This is a genomic window from Armatimonadota bacterium, from assembly GCA_031460175.1.
Classification (GTDB): Bacteria; Sysuimicrobiota; Sysuimicrobiia; order Sysuimicrobiales; family Sysuimicrobiaceae; genus Sysuimicrobium; species Sysuimicrobium tengchongense.
Genome location: JAVKGW010000012.1, coordinates 21,932 through 46,951 on the forward strand (window position 1 = coordinate 21,932; position 25,020 = coordinate 46,951).

Here is a 25,020-nt window from a genome sequence, read left to right on the forward strand (position 1 = left end):
CGGGGCCGGATCAGGACGGGAAAGTTCACGCTCCCGGAGAAGCCACGGCGACCGTGCTCCACACCCGGAGCAGGGCGTCCGAGGAGACCACTTCCCCGAAGTAGCGGTCCAGGTTCCGGAGGGACGCCCGGTGATCCTCCTCGGAGAGGGCGGAGCAGCAGTCCTCCACCACCACCACGTAGTACTCCCGCTGACAGGCATCCCGGGCCGTGGTCTCCACGCATACGTTGGTCACGGTCCCCGTGAGCACCACCGTCCGGATCCCCCGGCCCCGCAGCACGAGGTCCAGGGAGGTTCCGAAGAACGCGCTGTACCGGTGCTTGTAGAGCACGAGGTCCTGCGGCTGAGGCGGGAGCACGAACTCCGCGCCCCACGTTCCGGGCCGCAGCATGCTGACCCGCCGCCGGTGCGCGCGGCGCTCCGTCCACACCGGGGTGAGCACCTCCGGGAGGTAGTGCGTCCCCACGAACACCACCTGCACCCCTGCGGTTCGGGCATGCCGGAGGAGGGCTTCCAGGCGGGGGAGCATCCGGTGGGTGGCCTCCAGGGGCATGCCGAGCTTCCCCCAAGCACCTTCCGGATGGCAGAAGTCGTTCTGCATGTCGATCACCAGGAGCGCGGTGTGTTGGGGTCGGACCTTCTCTTCCAGCTTCATGGATTCCCTCCGGGCACGATCACGTGGAACCCCAAGGTGCCGAACTCGCTCATGGCCTGCAGGACCTCCGTGGACTCCTCCAAGGACACGGTCTGGGTCACGAGCCGTCCGGGATCCACCTTGCCCATGGCCACCAGGTTCAACAGACCCCGGTGGCTCGCCACGGGGCAGCCGAAACTTCCGAGAAAGGAGATCTCGTGTCGCACCAGGTAGTCCACGGGGATGGAGACCCTTCCCTGCTCCTTCTGACTGGTGAGGCCGATCTGCACGTGCCGTCCCCCTCGTCGCAGGGCCAGGACTGCGGGCACCGTGGTCTCCTCGCTCCCCAGGGCCTCCACGGTGATGTCCGCCCCTTCCCCCGTGAGGGCCCGGATGGCCTCCACGGGATCCCCGCGCGCGGCGTTCACCGTGGCCACCGCGCCTTCTGCCCGTGCCTTCTCCAGCTTGTCCTCCCGGATGTCCACCGCGATGGGCCGTGCTCCGAGGGCGCTGCTGATCTGCACCGCGCTGAGCCCCACCCCGCCCACCCCGAAGATCGCCACCCACTCCCCGGGCCGCAGCTGGGCCCGGTCCACGATTCCGTGGTAGGCGGTCATATACCGGCAGCCCAAGGCGGCGGCGCTGATGAACCCGATGTTCTCCGGGAGCCGCAGCAGATTCACGTCCGCCTCCGGGATCAGAACCTTCTCCGCGTACCCCCCGTTGCGGCGCACGCCAAGCCCGCCCCCCGTCAGACACAGGTTGGAACGGCCGGCGGAGCAGTACTCGCACCTGCCGCAGGCCACGTGGAAGGGCACCGTTACCCGGTCCCCCACCCGAACGGACCGCACCCCTTCCCCCACCGCCTCCACCACGCCCGCCAGCTCGTGTCCGGGCACCACGGGAAGGGTCGGGGCCCTGCCCAGCCATCCCCAGTCTCCCTGCCAGACGTGCCAGTCCGTGCGGCAGATCCCGCACGCGTGCACCCGGACCACCGCGTCCGTGGGACCCGGTTCCGGATCCGGGAGCTCCTGGATCACCAGCGGCTCCCGAAACCCCACCATCACCGCCGCCCGCACCACCCCACCTCCCTGTGCCGCACAACAAGCCTCACGGCACCAGAACGACCTTCCCGAACTGCTGCCCGGCCTCCAGGAAGGCATGCGCCTCCCGGACCTCGGACAGGGGGAACACCCGGTCCACCACGGGCTTGAGAACGCCCCGCTCGATGAGGGGCAACAGCTCCCACAGCTCCCACTTCCCGCCCATGTACGTCCCGTACACGGTCACTGCCTTGCCGAAGATGTACCGGATGTCCGTCTGCACCACCGATCCCGTGGTGGCCCCGCACAACACGAGCCGCCCGCCCCGCCGGAGGCTCCGGAGGCTCACCTCCCACGTGGCCGCACCTACGTGGTCGAAGACCACGTCCGCGCCCTTGCCGCCGGTGAGCTCCCGCACCCGCTCCGCCACGTCCTCCCGCTTGTAGTTGATCCCCTCGTCCGCGCCCAGGGCTCGGGCCCGCTCCAGCTTCCAGTCGTCCCCCGCGATGGCGATCACCCGGGCGTGGTGGGCCTTGGCGATCTGAATGCCCGCGCTCCCAACCCCGCTCCCTGCGCCCCAGATCACCACATCCTCTCCCGGACGCACGCGGGCCTGGGTCACCAGCATGTTCCATGCGGTGAGGAACACGAGGGGGAAGGCCGCGGCTTCCTCGAAGGTGAGGTTTGCGGGCTTGGGGAGCACGTTCACCGCGGGGACCACCACGAACTCCGCGTTGGTCCCGTTCCGTCTGGCCCCCAGGAGCCCGTACTGGGGGCAGAGGTTGTCGGTCCCCCGGATGCACGCGGGACACTGCCCGCAGGAGATCCCGGGGCTCAGGGCCACCTCGTCTCCCACCCGCACCCCGGTCACCCCCTCCCCCACCGCCTCCACCACGCCCGCGCCGTCGGAGCCGAGGATGAGGGGAAGGGGCCACCGACCCGCGGGCCCGCGGCGCACCCACAGGTCGAGGTGGTTCATGGCCGCGGCCCGGATCCGCACCCGAACATGCCCAGGAGGAACTTCGGGGACCGGAACCTCCTCCAGCCGCAGCACCTCCGGTCCCCCGTGCTCTCGGATCACCACCGCCCGCATCCGCATCCTCCTCACACGACCCCGCGGAGTCTCGGATCCAGGGCGTCCCGGATGCCGTCCCCCACCATGTTGAAGGCGAACACCACGATCATCAACGCCAGGCCCGGCGCGAGGGACAGGATGGGGAAGCTGGTGAGGAACCGATATCCCTCCAGCACCATGGATCCCCAGGCGGGGGTAGGCGGCTTGATGCCGACCCCCAGGAAGCTCAGGCTCCCCTCGATGAGCATGGCCCCGCCCAGGCTCAGGCTTGCCTGCACGATGAGGGGCGAGAGGCAGTTGGGGAGGATGTGGCGGAACATGATGCGGCTCGTGCTGGCCCCTAGGGCCTGGGCCGCGATCACGTACTCGTTCTCCTTCACGGAGAGGGTCTGACCGAAGGTCAGCCGGGTGTACCCGGGGATGAAGGCCACCGCGAGCGCCACCATCACGTTCCGGACCCCTGCTCCCAGGAGGGAGGTGATGACCAGGGTGAACACCAGAGGGGGCATGGCCATGAGGGCGTCCATGCACCGCATGATGAACACCCCGACTCTTCCTCCCACGAACCCCGCGATGAGCCCCAGGATCACGCCCGTCGCCCCTCCCATGAGGACCGCCCCCACGGCCACGATCAGGGAGGTCCTGGCCCCGTAGATGAGGCGGCTCAGGACGTCCCGTCCCAGGGCGTCCGTGCCCAGCCAGTGCTCCGCGCTGGGCCTCTGGAGGACGTTCCGGAGGTCCTGCGCATACGGATCGTAGGGGGCCAGCAGGGGAGCGAAGAGGGCCGAAATGAGGAACATCCCGACCACCACGAGTCCGAACACCACCAGAGGGCGCGAGAAGAGGACCCGCCGGACCCTGGCACTGACCACCCCCCGCGCCGGCCGTGCGACCGCCGTCCACTCCGCCACCCTAGCCATATCGAATCCTCGGGTCCAGGAATCCGTACATCAAATCTACCATCAGCGTGATCATGGTCGTGGTGATCCCCGTGAGCAGGGCAAAGCCCTGGACCACGGGATAGTCCTTGGCCACCACGCTGTCCACCGCCAGCCGCCCCAACCCCGGGATGTTGAACACCGTCTCGATCACCACGGTTCCACCGATGACGAAATTCAACAGCAATCCCGCGATGGTGACCACGGGGATGAGGGCGTTCTTCAGGGCGTGCTTGGAGATCACCTGCCGCTCAACCACGCCCTTGGCCCGTGCGGTACGGATGTAGTCCTGCCGCAGGACCTCCAGCATGCTGGACCGGGCCTGCCGGGCCAGGGCGGCCATGGGGAGGGTGGCCAGCACGATCACGGGCATTACGCTCTGCCGAAAGCTCATCCAGAAGTCCTCGAACGGACTCGTGTACCCGAAAATGGGCAGCCACCGCAGGCGCAACCCGAAGATGTAGATGAACAGGATCGCCAGCCAGAAGCTGGGGGCGGTGATGCCGATGTTCGCGATGAAGGTGACCAGGGTATCCAGCCACGTCCCCCGGCGCAGGGCGCTGACGATCCCTAGGAACACCCCCACCACTCCCCCCACCACCAGGGCGGTGACCCCGATGTGGAGGGAGATGGGGAGCCTCTTGGCGATCTCCGACCGCACGTCCACCCGCTGGATGATGGAGATTCCCAGATCTCCCCGGGTCACCAGGCCCCACAACCACCGCACGTACTGGACGGGGAGGGGCTGGTCCAGGCCGAATTCCTTCCGGAGGAGAGCGAGGCGTTCCTCCGAGGCCGCCTCGAACTCCTCCGCGGTGATCAACATGAGCACGGGATCCCCCGGAAGGAGCCGCATGAGCAGGAACACCACCACGCTCAGCAGCCAAACGACCAACAGGGACTGCAGGAACCTCCGCAGAATGTAAGTGCTCACCTGGTTCACCACCTCCGTCTCGATCCCGCGAGCTTACGGGAAGGTGAGGACGGTGCGGATCACCTCCCCCTTGCGCATCCACTCGAAGCTCTCGTTCACGTGCTCCAGCCCCGCCTTCCGGCTCACCATCTCGTCCAGCTTCAACCGCCCCTGCCGGTACAGGTCCAGGTACCGCGGGATGTCCACGGGGAACCGGTTGGACCCCATGACGGATCCCTGCAGGCGCCGTTCCCGCAGGATCTGCCGCGGCTCCAGCTCCAGGGTGTCCGTGACGGAGGGCACCCCGATGATGGTGGCGGTTCCCAGGGGGGCCAGGCAGTCCACGCACTGCCGGTACACCTTGGGAGACCCGACGACGGCAAAGGAGTAGTCCACCCCTTCACCGGTCAACCGCAGGATGGCCTCCACCGGGTCCACCTCCGAGGCGTTCACCACGTCCGTGGCTCCAAACCGTTTCGCGATCTCGAGCTTCTGCGGCAGGATGTCCACCGCGATGATCCGGCGTGCCCCCGCGAGATAGGCTCCCTGCACCACGGAGATCCCCACTCCCCCCAATCCGAACACCGCTACGGTGCTCCCCGGCTGCACCTTGGCGGTGTTGAACACCGCGCCCACTCCCGTAAGGACTCCGCAGCTCAACAACGCGGCGGCCTCGAGCGGCACATCCTCCGGAATCTTCACCACCGCGTTCTCGTGGATCAGCATCTTCTCCGCAAAGGCCCCCACGTTCGCGAACTGGTTCACGGGCTGCCCGTTCCGCCGTAGGCGCGGGGGTTCGGAGGGATCCCGTCGCGTGTACGGGCTGCGGCAGAGGTTCAGGTGGCCCGTGAGGCACTTGTCGCACTGCCCGCAGAAGGCGGTCACGCACACCACCACGTGGTCCCCCGGCCTGACCCGGGTCACGAGGCCCCCCACCTTCTCCACCACGCCCGCCGCCTCGTGTCCGAGCACCATGGGAAGGGGGGCGGGCAGATCGCCGTCCGCGATGTGCAGGTCGCTGTGGCACACCCCCGCGGCCACGGTGCGCACCACCACCTCCCGGGGACCGGGCTCGTCGATCTCCACCTCCTGGATCACCAGGGGCTTTTTGGCCTCCTGGAGTACCGCCGCCTTCATCGGTTCGCCTCCTGGGGATTTTGTCCGTTCATCGTCTCGCCCACCACGCCTCTGCGGGTTTCCACCAAGGCCACGTCTGACCCTGGAGGTGACCGGTATCCCGCACCTCCCTCCGGGCCACCACCGCGGCTCCGGGAGAGGTGTACACGGGGATCACGGTGTGGTCCTGCAGCAGCATCCGGTGGAGCTGCTGGAGCTTGTGACGTTGCGGGGTCAGGGTGCCCGTGGACTCCTCCAGCACCTTCTCTAGACCCTCCGGGCGTTTCAGGCTCGCCCAGACCTCCCGGGCCGTAGGGCCGAGGTAGAACTGGATGTACGTGTTAAAATTCGGGAAGTACCCGTAGATGTGCGCCAGAAGTCCCCGCCATCCCTTCTGCTGATACTCATAGTAGCGGCCCACGGGGGGGATCTCCAAATCCGCCCGGATCCCCACCGCCTGCAGAGCCCCCTGGAGGGCAACCCCCACGTCCCTTTGCAGGTAGAAGGCAGGGATCAAGCGCGTACCGAAGCCGTTCGGGTACCCGGCCTGGGCGAGGAGCTCTCTTGCCCGCTCAGGGTTATACGTCGGGCCCCGGTAGTCCGGTAAGACCGCGGGGCTTTCCGGCGGCGCGATCTGAGACCAGGGTTCTCCCAGCCCTGCCCCCAGAACCCGGGCCAAGGAGACCCGGTCCAAGGCATAGCCCAGGGCTTCCCGCACCCGGCGATCCGCAAAGGGGGAGTCCGGAAGAGCGCTATCGGGAATCAGCATCAGGATGCCCCGCGAGGGAGGACCGGTGATCACCTGGAACCGGCCCGTGGCCCGAAGCTGATTGATGATCTGAGGGTCCGCGAACCGGGCCATGTCCACCTCGCCCGCGAGGAGGGCCGCCTGAATGGTGAGGGGCTCCGCCTGAGGGAAGAAGCGCAGCTCGATGCGATCCAGGTAGGGCTTGGGCCGATCCCAGTACCGGTCGAACCGCACGTAGTGTGCGTACGCGCTTGGGTCATAGCGGGTGATCCGGAAGGGTCCGGTGCCCACCGGCTGCCACTGGGCCCGCTCCTGCCCGAGCCTCTGTATGGTGCTGGGAGACGCGATCAGGGCGGCGCTCCCCCCGAGGGAGAGGAACACGCCGTTGTCCCACTTCTCCAGGTTCACCCGCACCACGTACCGGTCCAGGACGTCCACGGAACGGATGTACTTCGGGAGTCGTCCCACCCGGAGGAAGTTCTCCAAGCTGAATTTCACTGCCTCCGCACTGAGCTCTGTCCCATCGTGGAACAGGACGCCCCGGCGCAACCGGAAGGTCAGCGCTTTCCGGTCCGGGGCGATCTCCCACCGCTCCGCCAGTTTGGGGAATACTCGGCCGTACGCGTCCACCCAGACCAACGTCTCGTACACCGGAACCGCAGGAAGGATCCCGAACACCGGCATGACCCAGGGCACGCCAAATGGCCCTCCGGGCGAAGCCCCCTCCGCGATCCGCAGCACGCCACCCCGCGGTTTCTGCTCCGCGGGTCCTGCAAGGCCGAACTCGCCTCCTCCCAGCGTGACTACAAGAGCCGCCACCAGAGCGAGGGAGATCCCCAGGGTCCGTCCACGGGCATCCACGTTCCCCACCTCCCATCTCCGGATCGCCGCTCCCCCCTCGGTTCACCTTCCCTCCGGAGAGCCCACGGAGGCCGGAACCCGGCCCTCCAGAGGAGCCTGCCGGAGGATCCGCCACACCTTCTCCGCCCTCAGGGGCATGTCCAGATGTCGCACCCCGAGCGGAGCGAGGGCGTCCACCACCGCGTTCACGAAGGCCGGTGTCCCCCCGATGGTCCCCGACTCCCCGACGCCCTTCGCCCCCAGGGGATTCGTGGGCGAAGGGGTAACGGTGTGGTACAGCTCAAGCGGAGGGACGTGCGTGGCCCGGGGGATGGAGTAGTCCGCCAGGCTTGAGACGAGGGGTTGCCCGTCCTGGCCGTACGCCACCTCTTCCAGGAGGGCCTGGCCGAGGGCCTGCACGATCCCTCCCTGGATCTGACCGGCCACCAGCAGGGGGTTGACCATCACGCCCACGTCGTCCACCGCTACGTACCGGAGGACGGACACCTCCCCCGTCTCCCGATCCACCTCCACCAGGCAGAGGTGGGCTCCGAAGGGGAAGGTGTTGGAGGGGATGGCGAAGGTGGCAGACTCCTCCAGTCCGGGTTCCATCCCTTTCGGGAGGCGCATGGGCTGATACGCGGCGGCCGCGACCTCCGCCACCGATAAGGATCGATCCGGCACGCCCCGCACGGATACCCGCCCTTCCCGCAGCTCCAGATCCGCCACGGGGGCCTCCAGGAGATGCGCGGCGATTCGGAGGAGCTTGCGCCGCACCTTCTCCGCGGCCCGCAGGATGGCGGAGCCTCCCACCACCAGGGTGCGGCTCCCCCCCGTCCCCCCGCCCATGGGGATGGCCAAGGTGTCCCCGTGGACCACCCGCACCTTGTAAGGATCGATCCCCAGCTTCTCGGCCGCGATCTGGGCGAACCCCGTCGCGTCCCCCTGACCATGGGGAGAAGTCCCCGTGAACACCACCGCGGTCCCGTCCGCGTTCATCCGGACCTTCGCCCACTCCCACCCGAAGGCGCAGATCTCCACGTACGTGGAGAGGCCGATCCCCACCAGCCGCCCTTCCTTTCGGGCCTGCTCCTGTTCCTTCCGCAGCTTCGGATAGTCCGCCTTCTCGAGGAGGACCCGGAGGGCCCGGTGGTAGTCACCGCTGTCGTACCGCAATCCCGTGGGCGTGCGGTACGGGAACGCCCCCCTGGGGAGGAGGTTGCGGCGCCGCACCTCCGCGGGATCCAGCCCGAATTCCCGGGCCACGAGATCCATCCCCCGCTCCAGATAGTAGGTGGCCTCCGGACGGCCTGCGCCCCGGTACGCACCGGAAGGGGTTTTGTTCGTGTACACCCCCACCACCTCGATGTCCACCGCGGGGATGCGGTAGGGACCCGTGAGCATCCGGGCCGTCATGCCCGCGATGACCAGGGTGGTGGTGACCGCGTAGGCTCCGAGATCTCCCACAATGCGGGCCCGTAGCCCGATCACCCGGGCCCGCCCGTCGCACGCCAGCTCCAGGTCGCACAGTTGGCTCCGACCGTGGGCGCTCGCCACCATGCTCTCGCTGCGGCGCTCCACCCACTTCACCGGACGCCCCCGCCGCTGCGCGAGGTACGCGACCAGGACGTCTTCCGGGAAGGCGTTGAGCTTGAGGCCGAAGCCGCCGCCCACGTCGGGGGTGATGACCCGGACCTGGTTCGCATCGAGCTTCAAGGCCCGCGCCAGGGTGTCCCGCAGGCTGTGAGGGAGCTGCGTGGAGGCCCACACGGTGAGCTGCTCCCGAACCCCGTCCCACTCCGCGAGTACCCCCCGGGGTTCCATGGGGGCTGCCGCGAGCCGCTGGTTCCACATCCGCTGGCGGATCACGCGCGCGGCACTCCGGAACGCCTCCTCCACCTCTCCCTGTCGGATGTTCAGCCGAAGGCCCACGTTGTTCCCCAGGTGCTCGTGGACCAGCCGGCGTCCCTCGAGGGCCTCCAGGGGATCCGCCACCGCCTCGAGGGGCTCGTAGGTGACCCGCACCATCGCGGCCCCGTCCTCCGCGGCCGCCGGGCTCTCCGCGAGCACCGCGGCCACGGGCTGTCCCACGTACCGCACCACCTCCCGGGCCAGCACGGGATGCGGTACGGGTTGGGTCCCGGGAGGCCCCATCACCGGGACATCCTGGATCTCGAGATCCTGGGCCAGGAGGACCTGTACGACCCCGGGCTGGCGGAGGGCCTCGGAAGGGTCCACCTCCACGATCCGCGCGTGCGCGTGGGGGCTGCGGACCAGGGCCACGTGGAGGACCCCGCTGGGGTTGAGGTCGTCGAGGTAGGCTCCCTTTCCCTGCAGAAGCTTGGGATCCTCAATGCGGCGTACCTGGCGCCCCAGCCACGTCCATTCTCCCGTCATGCTCCCGTCTCCCTCATGGTCTCCCTGGCAGTATTCGTCCCCGGGACGGCAATCCCTGCTTCCCGCACCCGGCGGCTCTGCCAGGTGCTGAGCCGCCGGGGCATGACCCCGATCAGCACGGAAAAGGCACCGGCGGCACCGCCCGCGCTGAGGACGTGCACATCCGAGGGATCCCGGATCAGGTGTACCCAGCGATCGTCCGGATCTCCTTCCTCCACCCACCGCCGGGGCTCCCCCAACACGTACCCGCCCTTGCGGTTGTCCCCGATGGTCCGGAAATCCCCGGCCCGGCGCCGGGCGTGCTCCCGCAGGAATCTCCGGATCTCCGCCTTCGTCCAGCCCTCCCGGGCGAGGAGGGCCCGGTGCTCGGGCCCGATGAGAAGCAGGTACTCCGTGTAGCCCACGGGGCCGAAGGCGGGGACGGGGGACATGGCGTCCGCGATGGCCCGCAGGAGCCGTTCTCCGTTCCCGTCCGGGTCGAAGTATCCCACGGTGCTGGGACCCCGGCAGGCCATCACGGTGACCACGCTGTCCTGGGCCGCGTACCCCTGATCCACGTGGAAGGGGGCCCAGGGGCTGCCTTCTTCGTCCTCCCCGATGCAGTACGTGTACTGCCCGGGGTGCCCGAAGGTGGACCGGTCCGTCTCCAGGGAACCGCCCAAGTTGATGAGCAGGAGTCGCAGCACCCGTCCGATGGTGGCATTGGCCCGATTCCCGGGACCGAACAGCCGCTCCCGGCAGTTGATCCCGATCCACTTCCGGACTGGGCCGTTCACGATGACGAGCAGGCCGGGGCCCGCGGTGGTGCAGGCCACCGCCTGCAGGTTGAACGCGGGGTCCAGGATCGCCTCCACCGCCGCCAGCACCACGGGCATGTACTCCGGCCGGCATCCCGCCATGACCGCGTTTGCGGCCACGAGCTCCACGGTAGCGGGCGTGTTCCGGGGCGGCACGATTCCGAGGACCTCGTCCGCCCGTCGCCCTGAGGCCTCCACCATCCGGTCCACGAGCGACCGCAGGGGCGGAAGGACGGGCAGCCCGTCCGTGCATCCCTGATCCATCAAGTACTCCACCAGTTCCACGAACTCCGGCGCCCCCCGCATCTCCCCTCCTTACCCGCCAGGCACCGCCCGGATCTGATCCATGGCCCGAAGCAGGCGCGCCACCACGGGCTCTACGAGCCGTGTGGCCCGCTCCCTGACCTCCTGCGGGGTCAGATTCGCGAGAGGATGGGGCATCACCACGAACCACGGCTCCTGCGCCTTCCGGGTGGCCTGGATGGCCCGCACCGTGGGCACGAAGGGCTCCGTGATCACGGCCACCGCCGGGATTCCCCGCTCAACCAAGGTGATGGCGTCGTGCACACTGCACGCGCTGCAGGACCCTCAGTCCCCAACACCCGTGAGGACCAAGTCCACCCCCTCCGTCACCCGCCGCAGCTCCTCCTCCGTGGCGGGAACGGAGGGGAATCCCTTCACCACGAAGGGTCCCACGGAGATTCCGTACCGGTCCGCGAGCTGTCCAGCGAGCTCCTTCAGCAGGCGTTCCGAGCCTGGCTTGGAGTTGTCCAGCATTCCACACCGGAGCCCCCGCAGCCGCTCCGGTTCCAGCCGCGTCTGGGGAAGGGGAGCGGCCGTCTGATCTCCCTTCCCCCACAGCCTCCCTCCCGTGGGGTCCACGATCTCCCATCGCCCGTTCTGCATGCCGATCACCTCCCTACCGTCGGATCCAGGCCTCCCCGGGGGTCCACCACGGCCAAGTGACCCACTTCATGTGGTTGGTTCCCTGGACCTGAGGACGTTTCGCGTACGCCCGCGGCGAGCGCCACACCGTCACGTGCAAGGACTCCTGCAACAGGATCCGATGCAGCTGCTGCGTCTTGTACCCTTCCGGCCGCAGGGTGGAGACGGATTCCGCAAACACCTGATTCAGGGCCGCGGGCCGCGCCATGCTCGCCCACACCTCCGGCGGGTTCACGAAGTAGAAGCCCACGAAGCTGTTGTAGTTCGCGAAGAACCCAAGGAAGTGGACCAGGATCCCCCGCCAGCCCCGGGTGGAGTACTCCCGGTATCGGGGGGCTTCGGGGAACTCCAGCTCCGCGTGGATCCCGACCTCCCGCAGGTACCGCTGGATGGCCACCACATGGTCCCGGGGGATGAAGGGCGCGGGGATGAGGCGGGTGCTGAACCCGTTCGGGTATCCCGCCTGCGCCAGGAGCTCCCGGGCCCGAGCCGGGTTGTACGTGGGACCCCGATAGTCCCGCAGGTACGCGGACTGCTCCGGGAACGCCAGCTGGTTGGTGGGCTGCAGGAGCCCAAATCCCAACCCCCGAACGATGGCCTCCCGGTCGATGGCGTAGCTTAAGGCCTCCCGGACCCGGCGGTCGGCAAACGGCGAATCCGCGTTCGCGCTGTCCGGAATCAGGGTCAGGATCGCATTGTCCGCCGCCATGAGTTCAAACCCTGCTCCCCGCAGCTCCGCGATCAGCGCCAGGTCCTGCAGCCCGGCCACGTCGATCTGCCCCGCCAGCAGGGCCGCCTTCAGGGTCTGGGGATCCCGGATGAACCGGATCTCCACGCCGTCCAGATACGGCTTCCCCCGGTCCCAGTACTGACCGAACCGCCGATACCGCACGTACGCGTCCCGCTCGTATCGCTCCAGCTGGAACGGGCCTGTCCCCACGGGATGCCACCGGGCCCGCTCCACCCCCAACCGCTCCAGGGCCGCGGGTGAGATGACCGTGGCCGGGGTTCCCGCCAGGGTCACCAGCACCCGGTTGTCCCACCCCTTGAGGCGGATCCGCACCGTGTTCCGGTCCACCGCCTCTACCGCCTCGAAGTAGGGAATGAGGCCCCGTTCCATCTGCTTCTGCAGGTTGAACTGCACCGCCTGCGCGGTGAGGTCGGTCCCGTCGTGGAACTTCACCCCCCGCCGCAGGTGTAAGGTGATGATCCGCCGGTCCTGGCTGATCTCCCATCGCTCCGCCAGCTTCGGCATCACCCGACCCGCCCGGTCCATCCACAACAAAGGCTCCAGGGCCGGCACGGCCGCACAGATGGAGACGCCCACGATCTCCCACGGGATGCCGAAGGGACTTCCAGGCGCTTCATCCACCACCCGCAGGACCCCGTCCCGAACGATGGAGGGCCCTGCGGTCGCGCCTCCCACCGAGGCCAGGAGAAGGAGGAGTACGATCCCGATGGTGAGTCGTCGTCCCCACGTCGTGCCGCCGGTCCCCATGCTTCTCACCTCCCCTTCTGAGGGTTGTGGTTCACCGATCGAGCCACGCGTCCTCCGGAGCCCAGAAGGGCCAAGTGGCCCATCGCAGGTGCTTGGTGTCCCGCACGTACTTCTGCATCACGTAGATCCTCCCGTAGCGCATGAGAGGGATCACCGTCAGGTCGCTGAGCAGCAAGCGGTGGAGGGCCTGGACCTTGTGCCGCTCCTCCCGCAGGGTCCGCACGGAGTCCCGGAACAGGGCCTCCAGCTGAGCCGGACGTCTCATGCTCGCATACCCTTCGGGCGCCTGGGTGTAGTAGAAGGCCACATGGGAGTTGAAGTTCGGGAAGTACCCGAACACGTGGATGAGCATTCCCCGCCAGCCCCGTCGCTGATACTCCGTGTAGCGGCCGATCTCGGGGAGCTCCAGCTGGGCGCGGATCCCCACCGCGTTCAGGTACTGCTGGAGGGCGACCGCGATGTTGCGGTCCAGGTACGGGGCCGGGATCAGGGTGGTCTCGAACCCGTTCGGGTATCCCGCCTGCGCCAGGAGCTCCCGGGCCCGAGCCGGGTTGTACGTGGGACCCCGATAGTCCTGGAGGTACGCCCTGGATTCCGGAACCGTGAGCTGCGTCCACCCCTGGGAGAGGCCGAAGAGGGTGGCCTGCGCCAACGCCTCGCGGTCCACGGCGTACCCGATGGCCTCCCGCACCCGCCGGTCCGCCAAGGGGGAATCGGGGTTCGCGCTGTCCGGGACCAGGACCACCACCCCGCCGAAGAAGGATTCCGCCGGATAACCCTCTCGGATCAGCTCCGCAGCGACCGGATAAGGGCCGAGCCCTGCCACGTCCACCTGCCCCGCTAGGAACGCGGCCCGCAGCGTCTGAGGATCGCGGATGAACCGCATCTCCACCCCGTCCAGGTAGGGCTTGCCCGGCTGCCAGTAGTTCGCAAACCTTCGGTAGGTCACCGCGGCGTCCCGCTGGTAGCGGACGAACCGGAAGGGTCCTGTCCCGACCGGCTCCCACCGGGCCCGGTCCACCCCCTGCCGCTCCAGGAAGGAGGGAGACGCCATGAGGGCGGAAGTGCCCATGAGGTTTAACCAGACCCGGTTGTCCCACTCCTGGAGGCGGATCCGCACCCGGCGCTCATCCGCTGCTTCCACGGACCGGAAGGGGACCCGGCGGGCCTCGATCTGACGCTGGAGGTTGTAGACCACCGCTTCAGCGTTGAGGGGCGTCCCATCGTGGAAGCGGATCCCCCGCCGCAGGGTGAGGGTGATGGACCGGCGGTCCGGGGCCACCTCCCACCGCTCCGCGAGCCTCGGGAGAATCCGACCCTGCCGATCCACCCAGAGAAGGCTCTCGAAGGCGGGGATGGCCGCACAGACGGAGACGCCCACGATCTCCCACGGGATGCCGAAGGGACTTCCAGGAGCTTCATCCACCACCCGCAGGATCCCGCCCCGCTTGGGAATGGGGGCCGCCTCCGCGAAGGGCAGGTCCGCCTGCGCCCTCAATCCCAGGCCGATTCCCACCACCGTCACGAGCACCCACGCCATGCCCCGCATCCGCCCTTCACCTCCTGCTCGATCCATGCTGCTCATGCTCCGACGTCCTTCCCGATGGCCTGGGCCATGGCCCGGTACTGGGCGTAGTCCCCCACTGGACAGACGGCGACTCCGGGGATCACGATGACGCTGGCGGTGAGGAGGCCTGCTTCCCGGCTCGCGAGGAAAGCCACCAGGGCCCCGATGTCCTCGGGGAGGGCAATCCGCCGGGACGCCACCCGGGCCTGGACCTCCTCCTCCCGCATCTGGGCCCGCATGCGACCCGTGAGGATCCCGGCGGGGAGGACCGCGTTCACCGTGATCCCGTACGGGTAGAACTCCGCCGCCAGCTGCCGGGTGAGGCCCAGGAGGCCCCGCTTGGAGGAAGTGTAACAGGCCCCTCCGTTCAGGCTCGCCCGGAGGGCCGCCAGGGAGGAGAGATTGATGATGCGGCCGAATCCCTGACGCACCATGTGGGGGAGGGCGGCCCGGCTCATGTAGAAGGGACCCGACAGGTTCACCCGGAGGTAGCTCCACCACTCCTCGTCCGGCATCCGCTCCACCGCGGGTGAACGTCCCAGGCGCGCCGCGTTGTTCACCAGGATGTCCAGCCTCCCGCAGCGGTCCACCACGGATTCCACCATCCGCCGGGCCTGGAGAGGGTCCGAGACATCCCCCACGACCGGCCACGCCTCTCCGCCTCCGCTGCGGATCTGATCCACCGTGGCCTGTGCGTACTCCTCCTGGAGGTCGTTCACGGCCACCCGCGCGCCTTCCTCCGCGACAGTCCGCGCGATGCCCGCCCCGCCTCCGCCCATGGCTCCCCCACCAGCGCCCGTGACCAGGGCCACCATCCCGACGAGCCGACCCATGGGCATGCTCCTACACGAACGCGTTCTCCCGGCGCCCCCCACCGGGCACCACGGATACCGCCCCGTCGATGGGGATGGCCGCCCCCGTGATGTACCCCGCCTCCCGGCTCGCCAGGAACACCACCAGGGCCGCCACCTCCTCCGGGGTGCCGGCCCGCAGGGCGGGAACGGTGGCCGCTGCCGCGTTCCGCCGCTCCTCCGCCCAGTCCTCCACCAGCCTCGGCGTGAGGATGAACCCCGGCAGGATGGCGTTCACCGTGATGCCGTGCTGAGCCACCTCGATGGCCAGGTGCCGGGTGAGTCCGTACAGCGCCTCCTTCGTGGCCACGTACGGCACGCCGTGCAGCAGGCTCGTGCGGATGGCGGAGATGTTCGAGACGTTGATGATCCGGCCGAACTTCCGGGGCCGCATGTGCCGCACCGCGGCACGGCTCAGGTAAAACGGGGCATGCACGTTCACCGCGAGGCTCGTCTCCCACTCCTCGTCCGACACCTCATCTGCCCGTCGGCCGCTTGCGTGGTACTCTGCCTTGTTCACGAGAACATCCAGCTGCCCGAACCGCTCGATCACACGTTCCACCAGCGCATCCGCCTGCCGGACATCCGACACGTCCGCGGGGAATGCCTCCGCCTCCAGCCCCGCATCCCGCATCTCCCGGACCGTGGCCTCCGCCCGCTCCGCGGTCTTGTCGTTCACCGCCACCCGGGCTCCCGCCTGGGCCAGGGATCGGGCGATCACCGGTCCGACTCCCCCCTTCGAGCCGCCCCCGGCACCCGTGACCAGGGCCACCATCCCGCTGAGGTCACACAGCCGCGTGGTCTGCATCTTTCCCTCCTGCCTCCTCGTCTAGCCCGCGTCCTTTCCGCTCCGCTGTTTATAGGCCTCGAAGTCCCCCAGTGCGCTTCCGAGCCCCCGATCCAGCGGGATGGCCGCTCCAGAGATGAAGGTCACGTCGCGCCGGGACAAAAAGGCCACGAGCTTCCCGATCTCCTCCTCTGGATCCAGGGGGCCCAATCTCCCTTCCGCCTGCAACCATTCCGGTCTCATCCGCAGGATCCGGGGATTCCGGATGCCGGTGGGCATCAGGGCATTCACCGTGATCCCGAATTGGGCAACCTCGAAGGCCATCTGCCGGGTCAGGCCCAAAAGCCCCGTCTTCGCGGTGGTGTACGTGGAGCCGCTCACGAATCCCGTGCGGACCGCGGCGAGGGAAGCGATGTTTACGATGCGACCAAACCCCTGGGGGATCATGTACCGCAGGGCGGCCCGGCTCATGTAGAAGGGGCCGCTCAGGTCCACCGCCACCTGGCGATGCCAGATCTCATCCGGAAGCCGTTCCACCGCGGGGATGAGGCCACCGATGGCTGCATTGTTGACCAGAATGTCGATGCGGCCGAAGTGGCGGACCACCGCGTCCACCATGCGGTTCGCATCCGCGGGATCCGAGACGTCCCCCACGATGCCCCATGCCTCTCCGCCTCGGGAACGGATCTGGTCCACGGTGGCCTCCGTGAACTCCTCCGTGAGGTCGTTGACGGCCACTTTGGCGCCCTGGTGGGCCAGGTACCGGGAGATGCCAGCCCCCCCTCCGCCGTCCTCTCCCCGGCCAGCTCCCGTCACCAGGGCCACCATCCCGACCAGCCACCGTTCCTCTTCCATCCCCTCCCTCCAGGGTTCAGCTTCGCCTCCGGATCGGGATCGTGACGCTCTGCCAGGCAAAGGTGGGGCAGACGGTGGATACCCCCGCGTTCCGGGCTCCCGCAATCACCAGGGTGATGGCTTCCGGGGTGGGCGCGAACCGCACGAACGCCTCGTCCGGCAGCTGGGGATCCAGGCCTCCCTCCTTCGCGAGCCGCCGCAACTCCCCCGCCCGACGCCCGAAGTGCTCCCACAAAAACGCCCGCACCTGATGCTTGCTCCACCCCGCCTGGGCGATCATCTGCGCGTGCTCCGGCCCCATCACCACGATGGATCCGTGGCCCCGGGGCCAGGGGAAGTACGCCCCCGCGTAGGACATGGAGTCCGCGATGTTGAGGAGGATGTGCTCGGGCTGCTTGGAGTCCCGCTGCTCCACGGGCATGGTTCCTCGGGCCAGGACCACGGTCACCGTGCTCTCCTCCCTGCCGAACCCCCGCTCCACGTGCAGCGGCTCCCAGGGGCTCTCCTCCTCGTTCTCCGCGATGCAGAAACTGTACTTGGCCGGCGTCCCCTGGGTGCTCTGATCGAAGACGTGGGGTCGGATCCCCAGAGCGTTCAGGATCACCAAGCGAATCGCACGCCCCACGGTGGCGTTGGCCCGGTCCCCGGGACTGAAGACGTTGTCCGCACCGTTGAATCCCAGCTCCTGCCGAACCGGCCCGTTGACCACCACCAGCACCGCCTGCCCGCTGGTGCTCTGCAGCAAGCCCCGGCTCCCCGCGGTCCGCTCCAAACCCTCCAGGGCCGCCAAGACCACGGGGAAGTACTCCGGCCGGCATCCCGCCATGACCGCGTTTGCCGCGGCCAACCGCACCGTGCACTTCCGGCCCAGGTGCGGCTGAGCGATGAGCACCTCCTCCGGATCCCGATCCACCTGGGCCAGGAATTCCTCCACGAACTCCTCCGCCGGGGGAACCACGGGTAAGCCGTCCGTCCAGCCCCGCTCGTAGCAGTACTCGATCCCCGCGCGGGCTTCCCGAACCGCCTCCCGGGTGGGCTCCACTTCCTGCCAGGTCCTCATGGTCCCCTCCTCCCCCTCCTGGCCAGTTCCCTCACGGGGCCTGGATTCCCAGCAGCCGCGCCACCTCCGGCAGCGCCTGCTCCGCCCGCGCCCGCACCTCCTCCGGGCCGAGGCTGCTGAGCGGATGCGGGATCACCGCGTAGGGGTAGCCCGGCATCCCCCGGGTCTGGGCCATGGCGTCCGCCGTCCGCAGGAACGCCTCCGTGATCACCACCGCTGCGGGCACTCCCCGCTCCTCGAACAGAATGCCGTCGGCCACACTGGCCGCGCTGCAGGATCCTCAGTCCCCTACTCCCGCGATCACCACGTCGCACCGCGCCAATAGGTCCTCCACCAGTTCCGGCGGGGCGGGAAGGGATGCGTTGGGCTTGCGGCGCAGATGCACCTCCTGCGCCCCGAATCGCGCCTGCAGCAGCTCCCCCAGGGCCCGCAGGAAGGCGTCCGCGTTCCGCTTCCCGTTGTCCACAAGGCCCACCCGGGCTCCCTGCAACGTCCGCCGCGTCCGCGGGGCCAGGGGCTTCGTGGCCTGCGTGACCTCTCCCGTGGGATCCACGAGCACCGGCATGGCTCATCCCTCCTCCGGAATGCGTTTTTCCAACCGCACGCCCCGCAGGGCGGGGTACACGGGCGCGATGCACTGTTGGAGCATGGCCTGCAGCACCTCATCCCCCACCAGGCATTCCAGGCAGGCCTCCGGGGTCGCCTCCAGGACCAGGTCCACCCATCCGTCTTCCGTCACCTGCTGGACCCGGAGCTCGAACCCGTCCGCGGCAAGCCCCACCCGAACCTCGTCGAGCGCCCGGTCAATGCGCTCCAGGACCGTCTGCGCTTCTCCCATGCGTTCAAGCCTCCTTTCCGGCCTCTGCGGCCGCCTCCTGGATTTCGGGAAGGTGCAGTCCGAAAAACCGCGCGGCGTTCAGGAGGAGGATCTTGCGCCGCACCTCCTCCTTGAGGGGCAGGTCGGCGAACTCTTCCAGCCACCGCTGGGGCGTGATCATGGGATAGTCCGATCCGAAGAACACCTTGTCCTGGATCAGGGTGTTCGCATAGTGCACCACGGAAGGGGGAAAGTACTTGGGAGCCCAGCCGGACAGATCCATGTACACGTTGCCCTTGTGCCGGACGATGGCCAGCTGCTCCTCGTGCCAGGGCCACGCGGGGTGCGCCAGGATGATGCGCAGTTCCGGGTAGCGGGCCGCCACCTCGTCCACGTAGATGGGCCGGCCGTAGTCCAGCCGAAGGCCCATGCCGCCCGGTCTCCCCACCCCGATGGCCGTGGTGCCCGTGTGGAAGAGCACCGCCAACCCCTGGTCCACACACGCCTCATAGATCGGAAAGAAGCGGGGATCGTCCGGTCGGAAGGCCTGGGCGATCTGCTGGAACTTCATCCCCCGCAGTCCCAGCTCCGCGCACCGCCGCACCTCCTCCACCGCCCTCTTCCCCTTCCACGGATCCACGCTCCCGAACCCGATGAACACCTCCGGGTACTTCTGGACCCACTGCGCCACCTCCTGGTTGGAGATCCGCAGGCCGCTCTGGGTCTCGTTGTCCACGTCGAAGATCACCGCCATCAGTTCCAGGGAAGCGTACAGTTCCGCGATGGCATCCGGATTGTCCCAGCGGGGGTCCACCCCCGTGGGGAACATAGGTCGCCGGCCCAACCGGACCTTGTCCCCGGTGGCGATGTGCACGTGCACGTCAATCCCGCGTACCATCTCCTTCCTCCCCTACGGCGCACGGAGGGGAATTCCCCGGACCTCCGGGGGGACCGGCATGATCCGCAGGTCCTCCGTGAAGCGGAGAGGGGCTCCCGTGCGCGCCTGCACCTCCTGGGGGCTTACCCCGGGCGCCACCTCCTCCAGAACCAGCTCCTCTCCCTCCACCCGGATTACGGCCAGGTCCGTGTAGATCCGCTTCACGCACCGGGGAGCGGTCAGGGGATAGGTGCACGCTTCCACGATCTTCGGCTCCCCCCGCTCCGTCACGTGCGTCATGGCCACCCACACCCGCTGGGCGCCCACCGCCAGATCCATGGCCCCGCCCACGCCGGGCACCCGTTGTCCCGGAACCTTCCAGTTGGCGAGATCTCCCCTCCGGGAGACCTGCAGGGCTCCCAGGATCGCGTGGGTGAGGTGTCCCCCGCGGATGATGGCGAAGGAGAGGGCGTGGTCGAACAGGCTTGCGCCCGGAAGCAGGGTCACGTAGTCCCCGTTGGCGTTCACCAGATCCGGGTCCTCCTCCCCCGGCACCGCTTTCGGCCCCACCCCCAGGATCCCGTTCTCGCTGTGGATGAGGACGTCCCTTCCCTCCGGGAGGAACTGCAACACCAAGGAGGGGATTCCCACGCCCAGGTTCACGTAGCTGCCGTCCGGAAGATCCTGAGCGATCCGGTATGCCACACCTTCCCGCGTTAGGGCCATGCTGGACCACCTCGCCCACGAGTGGTGCCCTGCGGTCCCCGGCGGGGACCGGTTAGCTGCGGCGCAGGAGCCGGGGATGGCGCTCTGTGGCCACCACCCGATCCACGAAGATCCCGGGGGTCTCGACCTCTTCCGGGGAGAGCGCACCCACCGGCACGATCTCGTCCACCTCCGCGATCACGACCTTCGCGGCCATGGCCATGATGGGGTTGAAGTTCCGCATGGTCCGACGGTATGTGAGATTCCCCCAACGGTCTGCCCGGTGCGCCTTGATGAGAGCGAAGTCCGCGGAGAGGGGAAGCTCGAAGACATAGGGGCGGCCGTTGATCACCCGCACCTCCTTTCCCTCCGCGAGCTCCGTCCCTACCCCGGTGGGCGTGTAGAACCCGCCCAATCCCGCTCCTGCCGCCCGGATTCGCTCCACGAACGTGCCCTGGGGCAGGACCTCCAGCTCGATCTCCCCGCGGAGATACCGGTCCCGAAGGGCCCATGCCCCCGGATGGGTGGGGTAGGAGGTGATGAGCTTCCGCACCGCCCCGTCGAGGATGAGGCCTCCCAGGGCATAGTCCTCCGTGCCGCCTCCGCATTGGATGATCACGAGATCCCGCAGACGCCTGCGCCGGAGGGCCTCCACGAGCTGCGCGGGAAAGCCCGGAGGGCCAAATCCCCCCATCATGATGGTGGCCCCGTCGGGGATGTCCGCAACGGCCTCGTCACACGTCGGGACGCACTTGTCCATCTCCCCCGCTCACCGCGTTATCCAATACGTCCGCGATCGCCCCCGTGTCAAGCGCTTCCTCAGCGGACCTATCCCTGGAGTACGGGCAGCAAGCGCCCGTAGAGCTCCAGACGCCGGCGGCCGGACTCCACGTTCTCGAAGAACACCCGGATCCGATACCGCTCCACCTCCTTCCGCACCCGGGTGGGGCTTCCGGGGGATGCGTCGGATGTGCTGTAGCTCGCTTCCTCCAAGGCCGTCTTGCCCTCGCGGGAGACCAGCCAGAGGGCCGCGCATCGGGCCGCGTTGGGATGGGGAGCGTTCCGGAATACTGTAAGGACAAAGCGGGCGGCGTACGTCGGAGATACAGGGGCCCAACTGATGGGTTCCCTCGCCCTCTCCCTACGTTCGAGGGTGGTCTCGATCCCACTCCACAAGAGATCCTTCTCCCCCTGAAGAAGGAGCTGCAAAGCCAGCGTGGGGCTGGGAGTCAAGGTAACTTTGATTTCGTCCCGCAGCTTCCGAACGAAGTCAAAGGCCCACGCTTCTCCGAGGAGTAGCCCCACGGCTGCCACCCCGTTGGTGAGCGCAGAAATGCTCCCCACCAACCGTCCTCGCCACCTGGGGTTCAGCAGATCCTCCCAACGTTTAGGGATCTCCTCGGTCCGCACCCGCCGTACGTCATATGCGATTGTATGCACGAACGTCCAACCGCTTAGGGCAGCTCCACCGAGTAATCGGGCACCCGGATGGATCCCGAATGCCTGGATCTCTGGATTCGAAAGGGAAGCCAGCAATCCGCGCTCGTATAAGGGCAGAACACCAGGGAGGCTGTAGGCGAATACGTCGTGTTCGTGCCGGCCTGCTTGGGCCTCCACCACGGCCCGGGTGGGTGCGGCCACGTCTAGGACAGTGCGCACCCGAAGCCATGGAAACTTCTCCTTCAGGGCCTTTTCCAGGGGCTCCGCCACCTCCCGCACGTGCGTGAGGATGTGGACCGTCCCCTCTTGCCGGGCTGCCTCACAGATCCGCTCCCCCGGTGAAGGTCCTGCCCGCCCATCCATCGGCAGGAGGGCAGTGAGGAGAAAGCTCACCCACAACAACTGCCAACGCCTCCTTCGCATGCTCTCCCCCAGCGAGAGCCCAACTACGGCACCTGCCCCTGCAGGATGGGGACGAGCCGTCCGTACAGCTCCAGTCTCCGCTTGGCGGACTCCACGTTCTCGAAGAAGATCCGCATGCGGTGGCGCTCGATCTCCCGGCGCAGCTGGGTCTTGGCACCGGGTGTGGCATCCGCCAGGAAGTATGCCTTGCGCTCCATGATGGGCTTCGCCTCCTGGGTGGCCGCCCACAACGCCACGCATCGGGCGGCGTTGGGGTGCGGCGCCCGTTGGAAGGCCACGACCACGAACTGGGAGGCGTAGGTGGGGGTTACCGGGTTCCACGCCAGGGGCTCCCGGAACCGCTCCCGCCGGTCAATGGTCTCCCCGATGCCGCCCCACATGAGGTCCTTCTCGCCCCGCAGGACCATCTCCCGGCCGATGGTGGGGTTCGGGACAATGGTGATGCGGATCTCGTCCCGCAGCCGCCGGGCGAAGTTCGTGGCCCAGGCTTCACCCAGCAGGAGCCCCAGGGCCGCGATCCCGTTCGTTACCGTGGGGATGTCGCCCACGAACCGCTCCCGCCAGCGGGGCTGTAGGATCCCGTTCCAGTCCCGGGGAACGTCCTCTGGTCGGAGGCGGCGCGAATCGTAACTCAGGGTGTGCACGAAGTTGTAGAACTTCAGGGTCGTGTTGTTCAGGATGGCCGTCCCCGGGGGGATCCGGAAGGCGGCGAGCTCCTCGGGCTTGAAGGACGCGAGGAGGTTCCGTTCAAACAGGGGCAGGACTCCCGGGATGGTCCACACCAGGATGTCGTGCTCGTGCCGGCCCGCCTGGGCCTCCGTGATGGCCCGGGTGGGCGCCGCCACGTCCGTCACCGCCCGGACCCGCAGGCCCGGAAACTGCTCCTGGAAGAGCTCCACGAGCGGATCCGCCACCAGGGCCACGTTGGTGAGGAGGTTGAGCTGCCCCTCCCGTCTGGCCTGCTCGCACAGCTGCTCCCGCAAGGACGCCTGCGGCGCCGCCAGGCCGTACGGCCCCAACACCGCTGCAACGAACCACACGCCCAGCAGGATCCCGAAAACCTTTTTCCCGCGCATGCCGCTCCCCCCTTTCAGGAATGGGTTGGTGCCGTCTCTCGGAACACCCGCACCCGATCCTCCGGAATCTCCAAGGTCACCTCTCCCCCCGGAACCTCTACCCCCTCCGGGACCTCCACCAGGATCTCCGCCTGACCCACCTGGACCCGCAGCTCCTGGATGTTGCCGAGGAAGGCCCTCTGGCGCACGATGCCCCGCACGGCCCCCGTCCATCCCGTCTCCGCACCGTGGACCACCCGGCACACCTCCGGCCGGAAGAACACCCGCACCCGCTCCCCGGGCTTCAACCGGTCCTCCCCGGTCCCCATCAGCCGCCCCGCGGGGGTCTCTACCAGGTAACGCCCTCCCTCCTGCCCCACCACCTGGCCGGACAGGAGGTTCCCCCGACCCACGATGTACGCCACCCGCTCCGACCGAGGCTGCAGATACACCTCCTGCGGGCTGCCCACCTGCAGGATCCTGCCCCCCTCCATCACCACCAGCCGGTCCGCGATGGCCATGGCCTCTTTCTGATCGTGCGTCACGTAGATGGCCGTGAAGCCCAGCCGCCGCTGCATCTGCACGATCTCGCCCCGCAACTCCTCCCGCACCCGCGCGTCCACGTTCGAGAGCGGCTCGTCAAACAGGATCACCCGGTCCCCCGCCACGATGGCCCGCGCCAGGGCCACCCGCTGCTGTTGTCCCCCGCTCAACTCCCCCGGATACCGCCGCTCCAGCCCCCCGCATCCCACCATCTCCAGAACCTCCCGCACCCGGGTCCGCTCCTCACCTCCCCCGCGCCGCTTCATCCGCAGGGGGAACGCCACGTTCTCGTACACCGTCATGTGCGGCCACAGCGCGTACGACTGGAACATCATGCTCACGGGCCGCCGGTGCGGCGGTTCATGGATCCCCCGCGCCGCGGAGAACACCGTCTGCCCCTCGATCTCGATCTCTCCCCCCTCCGGTCGCTCCAGGCCCGCGAGGCTCCGCAACAGGGTCGTCTTCCCACATCCGCTGGGCCCCAGCATCACCAGGAACTCCCCCCTGTGCACCTCAAGGGAAACCCCGTCCAGGGCCACGACTCCTCCCGCTCCCGTGCGGGGCCCGAAGCGCTTGCGCACCTCCCGAACCCGCACGGAGATCCCCTCCCCGGCCTCCGCGGAGGTCAGGGCAGTGGGTTCCCGCTCAACGCGGGCTGCTTCCCGCATGCTCCCTCCCCTCCCTCAGGTCCACCACGCGCCGCGCCTTGTACTCCGTCCTCGGAAGCGTCCCGGGTTCCAACAGCTCCACCTGAGCCCCCACCCCCAGGGCCTCCCGCAACCGAGAGGCCACCGCCCGCTCAAACCCATCCGGAATCACAGGACTGACCTTCTCCACCCGGATCACGAGCTCCGGGCGCTCCACGGTTCCCCGCAGCACCACCTGGAACTCGTCCGACAACTCCCGGAAGCCCCGTACCACCTGCTCCACCGCCGCGGGATACACGTTCACCCCCCGGTACCAGATCATCTCGTCCGCCCGCCCTTCAATCCCCCGCGCGATCCGCGGCCAACTCGACCCGCACCTGCACACCGGCTCCGGCTCCAGCCGCCCGATGTCCCCAGACCGGTACCGCAACAGCGGCTGCGTGTCCCCC

General features: G+C 68.4%; 27 protein-coding genes. All 27 read right to left on the bottom strand.

What is annotated here, in order from left to right; all coding sequences use genetic code 11:
* Positions 1 to 25: 25 nt before the first annotated feature.
* A complete protein-coding gene (locus tag QN206_11995) occupies positions 26 to 655 on the bottom strand; it encodes an isochorismatase family cysteine hydrolase (protein MDR7615526.1) in 630 nt (209 codons plus the stop codon).
* Positions 652 to 1,713, bottom strand: coding sequence for an alcohol dehydrogenase catalytic domain-containing protein (locus QN206_12000; protein ID MDR7615527.1), 1,062 nt, complete (start codon positions 1,711 to 1,713; stop codon positions 652 to 654). The genes QN206_11995 and QN206_12000 overlap by 4 nt, the downstream gene beginning before the upstream one ends.
* A 31-nt stretch (positions 1,714 to 1,744) precedes the next feature.
* On the bottom strand, positions 1,745 to 2,770 hold the full coding sequence (locus QN206_12005) for a zinc-binding dehydrogenase (GenBank protein MDR7615528.1): 1,026 nt from the start codon (positions 2,768 to 2,770) through the stop codon (positions 1,745 to 1,747).
* A gap of 11 nt (positions 2,771 to 2,781) precedes the next feature.
* On the bottom strand, positions 2,782 to 3,672 hold the full coding sequence (locus tag QN206_12010; GenBank protein MDR7615529.1) for an ABC transporter permease: 891 nt from the start codon (positions 3,670 to 3,672) through the stop codon (positions 2,782 to 2,784).
* A complete protein-coding gene (locus QN206_12015; GenBank protein ID MDR7615530.1) occupies positions 3,665 to 4,624 on the bottom strand; it encodes an ABC transporter permease in 960 nt (319 codons plus the stop codon). Before QN206_12015 ends, QN206_12010 begins: the two co-directional genes overlap by 8 nt.
* Before the next feature lie 33 nt (positions 4,625 to 4,657).
* Positions 4,658 to 5,740: a Zn-dependent alcohol dehydrogenase gene (locus QN206_12020; GenBank protein MDR7615531.1), complete on the bottom strand. Its 1,083-nt coding sequence runs from the start codon at positions 5,738 to 5,740 to the stop codon at positions 4,658 to 4,660.
* A gap of 28 nt (positions 5,741 to 5,768) precedes the next feature.
* On the bottom strand, positions 5,769 to 7,337 hold the full coding sequence (locus QN206_12025) for an ABC transporter substrate-binding protein (GenBank protein ID MDR7615532.1): 1,569 nt from the start codon (positions 7,335 to 7,337) through the stop codon (positions 5,769 to 5,771).
* Between the two features lie 33 nt (positions 7,338 to 7,370).
* Positions 7,371 to 9,704, bottom strand: coding sequence for a xanthine dehydrogenase family protein molybdopterin-binding subunit (locus QN206_12030; protein MDR7615533.1), 2,334 nt, complete (start codon positions 9,702 to 9,704; stop codon positions 7,371 to 7,373).
* Positions 9,701 to 10,807: a hypothetical protein gene (locus QN206_12035; protein MDR7615534.1), complete on the bottom strand. Its 1,107-nt coding sequence runs from the start codon at positions 10,805 to 10,807 to the stop codon at positions 9,701 to 9,703. Before QN206_12035 ends, QN206_12030 begins: the two co-directional genes overlap by 4 nt.
* Positions 10,808 to 10,816: 9 nt before the next feature.
* Positions 10,817 to 11,026 carry a hypothetical protein gene (locus QN206_12040; protein ID MDR7615535.1) on the bottom strand — a complete coding sequence of 70 codons (210 nt, stop codon included), beginning with the start codon at positions 11,024 to 11,026 and terminating at the stop codon, positions 10,817 to 10,819.
* A gap of 63 nt (positions 11,027 to 11,089) precedes the next feature.
* The gene (locus QN206_12045; protein ID MDR7615536.1) at positions 11,090 to 11,407 is read right to left on the bottom strand and encodes a hypothetical protein; all 318 of its coding nucleotides are present in this window, start codon (positions 11,405 to 11,407) and stop codon (positions 11,090 to 11,092) included.
* A 13-nt stretch (positions 11,408 to 11,420) separates the two neighbouring features.
* Positions 11,421 to 12,944 carry an ABC transporter substrate-binding protein gene (locus QN206_12050; protein ID MDR7615537.1) on the bottom strand — a complete coding sequence of 508 codons (1,524 nt, stop codon included), beginning with the start codon at positions 12,942 to 12,944 and terminating at the stop codon, positions 11,421 to 11,423.
* A gap of 31 nt (positions 12,945 to 12,975) precedes the next feature.
* The gene (locus QN206_12055) at positions 12,976 to 14,493 is read right to left on the bottom strand and encodes an ABC transporter substrate-binding protein (protein ID MDR7615538.1); all 1,518 of its coding nucleotides are present in this window, start codon (positions 14,491 to 14,493) and stop codon (positions 12,976 to 12,978) included.
* A 32-nt stretch (positions 14,494 to 14,525) separates the two neighbouring features.
* Positions 14,526 to 15,344 carry an SDR family oxidoreductase gene (locus QN206_12060; protein MDR7615539.1) on the bottom strand — a complete coding sequence of 273 codons (819 nt, stop codon included), beginning with the start codon at positions 15,342 to 15,344 and terminating at the stop codon, positions 14,526 to 14,528.
* A 10-nt stretch (positions 15,345 to 15,354) separates the two neighbouring features.
* Positions 15,355 to 16,170: an SDR family NAD(P)-dependent oxidoreductase gene (locus QN206_12065; protein MDR7615540.1), complete on the bottom strand. Its 816-nt coding sequence runs from the start codon at positions 16,168 to 16,170 to the stop codon at positions 15,355 to 15,357.
* A gap of 21 nt (positions 16,171 to 16,191) precedes the next feature.
* Positions 16,192 to 17,004, bottom strand: coding sequence for an SDR family oxidoreductase (locus tag QN206_12070; protein MDR7615541.1), 813 nt, complete (start codon positions 17,002 to 17,004; stop codon positions 16,192 to 16,194).
* Positions 17,005 to 17,020: 16 nt separating this feature from the next.
* Positions 17,021 to 18,064 (bottom strand): hypothetical protein, encoded by a 1,044-nt coding sequence (locus QN206_12075; GenBank protein MDR7615542.1) that lies wholly within the window; start codon positions 18,062 to 18,064, stop codon positions 17,021 to 17,023.
* A 31-nt stretch (positions 18,065 to 18,095) separates the two neighbouring features.
* Positions 18,096 to 18,323: a hypothetical protein gene (locus QN206_12080; protein MDR7615543.1), complete on the bottom strand. Its 228-nt coding sequence runs from the start codon at positions 18,321 to 18,323 to the stop codon at positions 18,096 to 18,098.
* Positions 18,324 to 18,344: 21 nt separating this feature from the next.
* A complete protein-coding gene (locus tag QN206_12085) occupies positions 18,345 to 18,629 on the bottom strand; it encodes a hypothetical protein (protein MDR7615544.1) in 285 nt (94 codons plus the stop codon).
* Between the two features lie 3 nt (positions 18,630 to 18,632).
* Positions 18,633 to 18,902 (bottom strand): hypothetical protein, encoded by a 270-nt coding sequence (locus tag QN206_12090; protein MDR7615545.1) that lies wholly within the window; start codon positions 18,900 to 18,902, stop codon positions 18,633 to 18,635.
* A 4-nt stretch (positions 18,903 to 18,906) separates the two neighbouring features.
* Entirely contained in the window at positions 18,907 to 19,779 is an 873-nt protein-coding gene (locus QN206_12095) for an amidohydrolase family protein (protein MDR7615546.1), read from the bottom strand.
* A 12-nt stretch (positions 19,780 to 19,791) separates the two neighbouring features.
* Positions 19,792 to 20,484, bottom strand: coding sequence for a 3-oxoacid CoA-transferase subunit B (locus tag QN206_12100; GenBank protein ID MDR7615547.1), 693 nt, complete (start codon positions 20,482 to 20,484; stop codon positions 19,792 to 19,794).
* A 52-nt stretch (positions 20,485 to 20,536) separates the two neighbouring features.
* Positions 20,537 to 21,223 carry a 3-oxoacid CoA-transferase subunit A gene (locus QN206_12105; GenBank protein MDR7615548.1) on the bottom strand — a complete coding sequence of 229 codons (687 nt, stop codon included), beginning with the start codon at positions 21,221 to 21,223 and terminating at the stop codon, positions 20,537 to 20,539.
* 68 nt (positions 21,224 to 21,291) lie between these two features.
* Positions 21,292 to 22,326: an ABC transporter substrate-binding protein gene (locus QN206_12110; protein MDR7615549.1), complete on the bottom strand. Its 1,035-nt coding sequence runs from the start codon at positions 22,324 to 22,326 to the stop codon at positions 21,292 to 21,294.
* A gap of 23 nt (positions 22,327 to 22,349) precedes the next feature.
* Positions 22,350 to 23,402 carry a hypothetical protein gene (locus QN206_12115; protein ID MDR7615550.1) on the bottom strand — a complete coding sequence of 351 codons (1,053 nt, stop codon included), beginning with the start codon at positions 23,400 to 23,402 and terminating at the stop codon, positions 22,350 to 22,352.
* 14 nt (positions 23,403 to 23,416) lie between these two features.
* Positions 23,417 to 24,592, bottom strand: a complete 1,176-nt coding sequence (locus tag QN206_12120) for an ABC transporter ATP-binding protein (protein MDR7615551.1) — start codon at positions 24,590 to 24,592, stop codon at positions 23,417 to 23,419.
* A partial coding sequence (locus QN206_12125; GenBank protein MDR7615552.1) for a phenylacetate--CoA ligase family protein occupies positions 24,570 to 25,020 on the bottom strand: 451 nt, incomplete at its 5' end. The genes QN206_12120 and QN206_12125, both read right to left, overlap by 23 nt.